An 8007-nucleotide genomic window follows, 5' to 3' on the forward strand; every position below is an offset into this window, starting at 1 on the left:
CCGGAATTGTCTTGATTACACATTATAACAGTAACGATTCAAAACAGATATAACTAAATGCTGACAATTAAAAATCTTCACGCCGAAGTGGAAGGCGAAAAAATTCTCCGCGGAATTGACCTTGAAATCAAAGCCGGTGAAGTTCACGCTGTCATGGGTCCCAACGGCAGCGGCAAAAGTACTCTGGCAAAAATCATAGCCGGCCATCCCTCGTACGAGATAACCGATGGACAGATTCTTTATGAAGGAGAGGATCTTGCAGAAATGGAGCCGGATGAGCGTGCGCGAAAAGGCGTGTTCATGGCATTTCAGTATCCCGTTGAAATTCCCGGAGTCAGTAATTCCATGCTGATGCGTGAATCGTACAATCAGCTCAGAAAGGAGAACGGGGAAGATCCGCTTGATCCTCTCGAGTTTGAAGATTATGTAGCCGAAAAGCTCAAGCTCGTGGAGATGGATGCCAAGTTTCTCGAGCGAAATGTGAATGCCGGGTTTTCCGGTGGAGAGAAGAAGCGCAATGAAATTCTGCAGATGGCAGTTCTGAACCCCAAACTGTCCTTGCTTGACGAGACAGACTCCGGTCTGGATATCGATGCATTGCGCATTGTATCTGAAGGGATCAACAAGCTTTCGGGCAAAGACAATGCCATACTGCTGGTAACGCACTACCAGCGCATTCTCAATTATATCACACCTGATTATGTTCACGTGCTCGTCAACGGGCGTATTCACAAGTCCGGTGGCAAAGAACTTGCTCTTGAACTCGAAGAGCACGGATATGAATGGGTAACAGCCAACACAGAAGTAAATGGAGAGGCTAAGTAATGACAGACATTTCAAAAGAAACACTCTTTCTGGACAGGCTTGTCGGTCAGTTTGATCAATCGGTTTCTGCCAACGGTCAGGTAGCAGCGCTTCAAAACGAAGCGCGAAATGCCATTGCCGGTCTGCAGCTGCCGACAACCCGGCATGAAGAGTGGAAATACTTTTCGTTAAAACCGCTTGAGAAGCACAGTTTTGTCAGGGCAGCCGATGTTAAACAACCCAATGTTCCGGATAATGTGTCTGATTTTATTTATCCGGAAGCCGAACATCATCACCTGACGTTTATCAATGGTGTATTCAGCAAGGAGTGGTCCAAAACCGACCGGCTGCCTGATGGAGTAATTGTTGCCAATTTGCATGATGTGCTCAAGGAAGGGAATAAAACGGCACTGGAACATATCGGAAAATATGCCAAATGGGATGACGATCCCTTTGTACCCTTCAACACATCGGTGTTCAGGGACGGTGCTTTTATCTATGTCCCGAAGTCTGTAAAAATCGAAGAACCTATACAGTTGCTGTTCATAAATACCGATGAACAGTACCAGTATGTTATGACGCCGCGCTGTCTGGTTGTTGGTGATCAGTCAAGCGAAATGACGGTTGTGGAAGATCATATCGGTCTGGGCAATAATGTCTATTTCAACTGTCCGGTTTCCGAGATCGCTCTTGCCGAGAACTCGCACATGACCCATGTAAAGTTGCAGAGGGACAGTCGCGAGGCTTTCCACATTTCCCGGCTTGCGGCAGACATCAGCAGAGACAGTGATTACAAATCGTACGCCATTCAGCTTGGCTCAAAACTGTCGCGAAGTGATGTCAAGGCGGTACTGACGGATGAAAATACCCACGCAACACTTGATGGCCTGGTCATGGTCAACGGCGAACAGCTTTCCGATACACATAGTATCATGGATCATACCATGCCGAACTGCACGAGCCATCAGCTTCATAAATGTATCATTGACGGCGACGGGACATCCGTGTTCAACGGTAAGATTTTTGTACGTCAGGACGCCCAGAAAACCGATGCGTTCCAGGAAAACAGAAATCTGCAGCTCTCCGAAACCGGAACGGCATATGCCAAGCCGCAGCTTGAGATCTTTGCTGATGATGTTTCCTGCAGCCATGGAGCAACCATCGGTCAGCTGAACGAAGAAGAGGTGTTCTATCTGAAGTCCCGTGGTCTGACTCATGAGCAGACCAAGGAAATTCTGACATATGGATTTGCACTGGATGTGATTGAATCAATCCCCGTAAGCTCAATTCAGGAAAGACTGAGCAAAGAGGTTGAATCGTTCACGAAGGCAAGTAAATCCATAAAAGAAACTGCCTGACAGGCCTATGAGTACAGTACTCAAAGATCAACATACGACGATTCAAAACTGCCGTGAAGACTTTCCGGTTCTCAGCCGGAAAGTCCACGGCAAACCACTGGCATATCTTGACAATGCCGCATCAAGCCAGATGCCGCGTCAGGTTCAGGATGCCTATCGTGATTACCACAGCCGCTACCATGCCAATGTTCATCGTGGTGTGCACCTGCTCAGCCAGGAAGCCACCGATGCCATGGAGCAGGCGCGTGAATCTCTCCGAAGTCACATCAATGCCCGTGAAAGCAAGGAGATTATTTTCACATCCGGCGCCACCGATGCCATGAATCTCGTTATGCAGTCCTGGGGGAGAAAGAACATCGGCGAGGGTGATGAAATCCTGATCAGCACAATGGAACATCACTCCAATATTGTCCCCTGGAAAATGCTGTGTGATGACAGAAATGCCAGTTTGAAGGTGATTCCTGTCAGTGATGACGGGATACTTGACCTGGATGCTTTTGAGTCGATGATCAGCGACCGTACAAGGCTTGTTGGCATCGTACATGTCTCAAACACGCTGGGAACAGTTAATCCGGTAGAGAAAATTACGAAGATCGCCCACGGAAAAGGTGTGCCAGTACTTGTTGACGGAGCCCAGGCAGTATCTCACATGCAAGTTGATGTGCAGAAAATCGGCTGTGATTTTTATGCAACCTCCGGGCACAAAATGTACGGCCCTACAGGCATCGGCATATTGTACGGCAGAAAAGAGATGCTCGAAGAAATGCCCCCGTACCGCGGCGGTGGAGATATGATCCTCAGTGTTTCATTTGACGAAGTATTGTTTAATGATCTGCCATACAAATTTGAAGCCGGCACACCCAATATTTCAGGTGCCATCGGAATGGGCAGAGCTGCCGAATATATCCGTAGCATCGGCTATGATGCCATATACCAAAGAGAGCAGGAGTTGCTTGCATATGCAACAAGTGAACTGTCTGCAATCGAAGGACTCAATATCATTGGGAAAGCACCCGGCAAGTCATCGGTAATTTCATTTGTGCTTGATAGTGTTCATCCGCATGACATCGGTACCATTCTTGATCTGGAAGGTGTTGCCGTCCGGACCGGCCACCATTGCACGCAGCCACTCATGGAGCGTCTCGGACTGGTAGCAACTACCCGGGCCTCAATGGCCATGTATAATACTGAAGAAGAAATTGATCAGCTTGTTGCAGCCTTGCATAAGGTGTTGGAAATATTCAGATAACTCAGTAATCAGCGAACGGAAAAAATGATTGACAATACAAGTCATCTTTATCAGCAAGTATTGCTTGACCATAACAAAACCCCGAGAAATTTCAAGGAACTCAATCCCGCAGACCATGATGCACTAGGGTACAACCCGCTTTGCGGTGACAAGTACAAAGTCTTTATCAATATTGATGAAAACGACGTGGTAACAGACGTAACCTTTACAGGTGAAGGCTGTGCCATTTCCAAGGCATCGGCTTCCATGATGACAACCATCGTAAAGGGCAAGCATATTGATGAAATTGAAAAGCTCTACAGGCAGTTTCATGACATGACCCAGGGCAAGATGGATCCCGAGAAGGAACCCAATGATCTCGGGCGCCTGAAAGTATTTGCCGGAGTACGGAATCTGCCGGCACGGGTCAAATGTGCCACCCTCTCATGGCATACATTGAACGCTGCCCTGAAAGGTGAAGAAAAAGTCACAACGGAATGACCTGATAAACGGAAATAGATATCTGATACGGACGTTTATACTGACAAATAATCATTGTAATTACAGTAGTTATGCCAAAAATAGCTGAAATAGAAAGAACCCCGAATCCGGATGCCATGCGCTTTGTGTTGCAGGAACCCATTTCCCAGGGTGTAACACGCTCTTATGAAGCGCCTGAAGAAGCTGTGGCCGATCCGTTTGCCAGTGAACTTTTTAAAATTCCACATGTGATCTCCGTCTTTTATGTTGACCGTTACGTCACCATTACCCAGGACGGAGGAATTGACTGGAACACCCTGCTGCGCCAGCTGGCACCGCCTATCCGTGAAGCAGAAGCAATTGAACAACTTGAAACCGATGATCCGAATGTCAACGTCAGCGAGGAAGCGAAAAATTCGGATGATCCCCGGCTTGCTGAAATTAACAAGATGCTGGACGAACAGGTCCGGCCTTATCTTCTGGCTGATGGTGGCGGGCTGAAGGTGATCGGTCTTGAAAATGATGTTCTCAAAGTCCATTATCAGGGTGCTTGCGGAACCTGTCCGACAGCCACCACCGGTACTCTGTACGCCATTGAAAGTATGGCCAAGCGCATTGATCCGAACATCACCATTCAATCGGTATAGGAAATATCTTCTTATGGCTATCAGTATAAGTGATAAAGCACTCGAACGAATCAGGGAAATTCAGGAAAATGAAGGAGCCGGAGAAAATGCCGCACTCCGCATCGGTGTTGTAGGAGGGGGTTGCTCCGGACTTACCTACAATCTTGAGTTTGACAAAAACGGTGCTGACACTAATGCGAAGGATCAGGAATTTGAAGTCAATGGTTTGAAAATCGTTGTCGATATGAGGAGTTTTCTTTATCTCGCAGGCACCGAACTGGACTATACAGCCGGATTGGAGGGCAAGGGATTTCATTTCATTAATCCGAATGCCGCACGAACATGCTCATGCGGAGAGTCCTTCTCCGTCTGAAGTTCGTTTATTCCGCCGGAAGGGGATGAATGCAAGCAAACAGCCAATTTGATAAAATCAGAGAATTGTTACGCCTATGAGCCGTGAAGCTGAAGTTATAGAAAACAAAGTAGCCAAATCAGGACTGATCACTCTTGATCTGCAGGAATGGTATGATGAATCGGAAGTTGTACCGTTTGATCTGAAGGATTACCTGCACATGGAGCTGGTTTTGAAAGAGAAAGAGTTTCGCGGCGCTCTGGCCCAGCATGACTGGCAGCAATATGAGGGGAAAACACTGGCGGTTTATTGCTCAAGTGACGCTATTATTGCATCCTGGGCATATATGCTCGTTGCTGCATATGCCTCGAAACATGCCGGAAATATCATTTATGGTACACCGGAATCAGCTGCTTTTGAACGATTCCGTAAAAAAATGGAATCGGTGAACTGGTCTGAGTACGAAGGCAAGAGAGTTTTGCTAAAGGGGTGTTCCGATGTTGCTATTCCACCTTCGGCCTATTTATATGCTACCCAAAAACTGTTACCTTATGTTGACAGGCTGATGTATGGTGAAGCCTGTTCCTTCGTCCCGGTATATCGGGCATCCCGGGGTGGGCCATAATACTGACTTACTTACAATATGCCGGAAATAGAACAACGGAAGAAAGATCATCTTGACATTACAACTTCCGGCCAGGCCGGGTACGCGAAGACCAGCGGGTTCGAGCGATTTGACTTCATTCACAACGCGCTGCCGGAAGTTGATTACGATGAAATTAGCTGTGAAACCCGGTTTTTGAACCGGTGGTTCAGTTTTCCGCTTTTTATCTCGTCTATGACCGGAGGCCATCATGAGGCCACACCACTGAACGCAATCATTGCAGCATTCTGTGAAGCCTACATATTGCCTTTCGGTGTCGGAAGCCAGCGAGCCATGCTGGAAGATCCCTCCCTTTTAAAATCATTCTCCATTGTCCGTGAGGAAGCGCCATCGGCCTTCATAGCCTCAAATATCGGCGGCACACAGTTAATAGGCGGTCTGGAAAAGGAAAAAGTCTCTGCTCTTGTCGATACCATACGTGCTGATGCCATTATTGTACATTTGAATCCGCTTCAGGAGCTCAGACAGAAAAACGGTGACCGCAACTTCAGCGGTGTCCGGGAAGGTATCAGGAAACTTGTGAGCGAAGTGGAGATCCCGGTTATAGTGAAAGAAACAGGGGCCGGGCTTTCCCAGAATGTCATCGAACAGCTGATTGACTGCGGAGTGGCTGCCGTCGATATTGCCGGGGCGGGCGGTACAAGCTGGGGCCGGGTTGAAAATATCCGGAATGCATCTTCAGAAGATCATTTTACAGATGATTGGGGCATTCCAACATCAGAATGTCTGCTGGCTGCCCGTGACCTTGCAGGCGGGAAATGCGAAATCATTGCCTCCGGTGGTATCCGCCACAGCTCTGAAATCGCAAAAAGTCTTTGTATGGGCGCTGTTATGGCAGCTACGGCACAGCCGGTTATCCGGGCCGTGAAGCAGGAGGGGTATGAGGGGCTGGAAAAGCTGTACAAACAGTGGGAAGCCGATTTCAAAACCATTATGTGCTTGCTGGGCTGCGAAAGGCCAACCGAGCTTGACATGATACATTTGCGCCGGGTTTCCTTGCGGTGATGCACTTACTTTTTTGTATATTTGCACGCTATACAAACCAAAAACCAGTCACCATTGGATGATAAGCTGAAAAACCCGGATCATTTATTTCAATCGGCACTGAAATCGCTGCCAATTCCAGATCAGCCCTCACGCTTGTACCAGCCAGTGAGTTATACGCTGAATCTGGGTGGCAAAAGACTTCGGCCCCGGCTGGTCATGCTTTCCTGCGGACTTTGCGGTGGTCAGCCTGAAAAGGCCATACCTGCTGCTCTTGCTGTGGAAATGCTGCACAATTTCACCCTGATTCACGATGATATCATGGACAATGCCGAAACTCGGAGGGGTCAGCCGACAGTACATCACAAATGGGATGAAGCAACTGCAATACTTTCGGGTGATGTGCTTTTTGTGATGGCCATGAAACAGTTTACCCGGTATGGAAAGGAATTTCCTGAACAGCATGCCATGACAACTGAGCTTACGACCTGTTTCCTGGATGCAGTGCAGGAGGTATGCGACGGACAGGCTATGGACATGGATTTTGAAACCAGGGATGATGTTGTTTCCGGGGAGTATCTGCAGATGATTAAAGCCAAGACAGCGGCACTGATACGGTGTTCAATGCAGCTGGGTGGTCTGATTGCCGGCGCCGGAAAGGAAGCTGTTGAAGTCTGCGGAGAAATCGGTGATCATGCAGGCATCGCTTTTCAAATTCAGGATGACCTGCTCGACGCCGTTGGAGACGCTTCCACTTTCGGCAAGAAAGTAGGGGGCGATATTATTGAAGGTAAAAAAACCTTCCTTTCTATTCTTGCTCTTGAACGGGCTGATGATGCAGACCGGATTATCCTGAATCAGACTCTTGGAGACAGCAAAGCAGGTGAGGATGACATATTGAAGGTCATCCGGATATATCATGATCTTGGTGTTATAGATGAGGCAGCGAAAACCATCAACCACCATTACAACAACGCGCTGGAAAAACTGGATGAATTTGAGGAATCTGAATACCAGGGGGAAATAAAATCCCTTCTGGACAAGTTAAAGGATAGAGATAATTAACCCGATCGTTACCTGTCATATTTTGCCAGTTATAAATATCAATATTTTATGAACGTTACTACCAAAGTTGTCATTTTACTGCTTGTGGCTTTAACAGCACTTGCCTGCAGTTCCAGGCATACGATCCGGCCGGGAGACTCCATTGATGTGGCTTATGAAAAAGCCATGGGTCTCTATGAGCGGGAGCGTTATTCCCAGGCAGTCAATGCATTCGAAACCGTTCTGTCAATGGCCAGAGGAACCGACATGGCCGCGGATGCACAGTACTATCTTGCGAAAAGTCACTTTAACAATCGTTCTTATCTCATTGCAGCAAGCGAATTCCGCAGATTTGCCAGGAACTATACCAGGGATGAGCGCCGTAAAGAAGCCGAGTTTATGGAAGCTTACTCTCACTATCAGATGAGTCCCAGGTATAACCTGGATCAGACCGAAACCTACAATGC

10 protein-coding genes are annotated in these 8007 nt (G+C 47.7%); all 10 read left to right on the top strand.

Features of this window, described 5'->3' with window-relative positions:
* The first annotated feature begins 57 nt into the window (after positions 1-57).
* On the top strand, positions 58-825 hold the full coding sequence (sufC, locus tag NATSA_RS13600; protein ID WP_210513157.1) for a Fe-S cluster assembly ATPase SufC: 768 nt from the start codon (positions 58-60) through the stop codon (positions 823-825).
* Positions 825-2162: a Fe-S cluster assembly protein SufD gene (sufD, locus tag NATSA_RS13605; protein WP_210513158.1), complete on the top strand. Its 1338-nt coding sequence runs from the start codon at positions 825-827 to the stop codon at positions 2160-2162. Before sufC ends, sufD begins: the two co-directional genes overlap by 1 nt.
* 7 nt (positions 2163-2169) lie before the next feature.
* The gene (locus tag NATSA_RS13610) at positions 2170-3411 is read left to right on the top strand and encodes an aminotransferase class V-fold PLP-dependent enzyme (protein ID WP_210513159.1); all 1242 of its coding nucleotides are present in this window, start codon (positions 2170-2172) and stop codon (positions 3409-3411) included.
* Between the two features lie 24 nt (positions 3412-3435).
* Positions 3436-3891 (top strand): Fe-S cluster assembly sulfur transfer protein SufU, encoded by a 456-nt coding sequence (gene sufU, locus NATSA_RS13615; RefSeq protein ID WP_210513160.1) that lies wholly within the window; start codon positions 3436-3438, stop codon positions 3889-3891.
* Positions 3892-3962: 71 nt separating this feature from the next.
* On the top strand, positions 3963-4517 hold the full coding sequence (locus NATSA_RS13620; protein ID WP_210513161.1) for a NifU family protein: 555 nt from the start codon (positions 3963-3965) through the stop codon (positions 4515-4517).
* 13 nt (positions 4518-4530) lie between these two features.
* Entirely contained in the window at positions 4531-4869 is a 339-nt protein-coding gene (locus tag NATSA_RS13625; RefSeq protein ID WP_210513162.1) for a HesB/IscA family protein, read from the top strand.
* Positions 4870-4945: 76 nt separating this feature from the next.
* Positions 4946-5473: a DUF2480 family protein gene (locus NATSA_RS13630; RefSeq protein ID WP_210513163.1), complete on the top strand. Its 528-nt coding sequence runs from the start codon at positions 4946-4948 to the stop codon at positions 5471-5473.
* An 18-nt stretch (positions 5474-5491) separates the two neighbouring features.
* Complete coding sequence (gene fni, locus NATSA_RS13635) at positions 5492-6517, top strand: type 2 isopentenyl-diphosphate Delta-isomerase (RefSeq protein WP_210513164.1); 1026 nt, start codon at positions 5492-5494, stop codon at positions 6515-6517.
* A 54-nt stretch (positions 6518-6571) separates the two neighbouring features.
* Positions 6572-7561: a polyprenyl synthetase family protein gene (locus NATSA_RS13640; protein WP_210513165.1), complete on the top strand. Its 990-nt coding sequence runs from the start codon at positions 6572-6574 to the stop codon at positions 7559-7561.
* A gap of 48 nt (positions 7562-7609) precedes the next feature.
* On the top strand, positions 7610-8007 hold a 398-nt coding region (locus NATSA_RS13645), incomplete at its 3' end, for an outer membrane protein assembly factor BamD (RefSeq protein WP_210513166.1).

The organism is Natronogracilivirga saccharolytica, from assembly GCF_017921895.1.
GTDB lineage: Bacteria > Bacteroidota > Rhodothermia > Balneolales > Natronogracilivirgulaceae > Natronogracilivirga > Natronogracilivirga saccharolytica.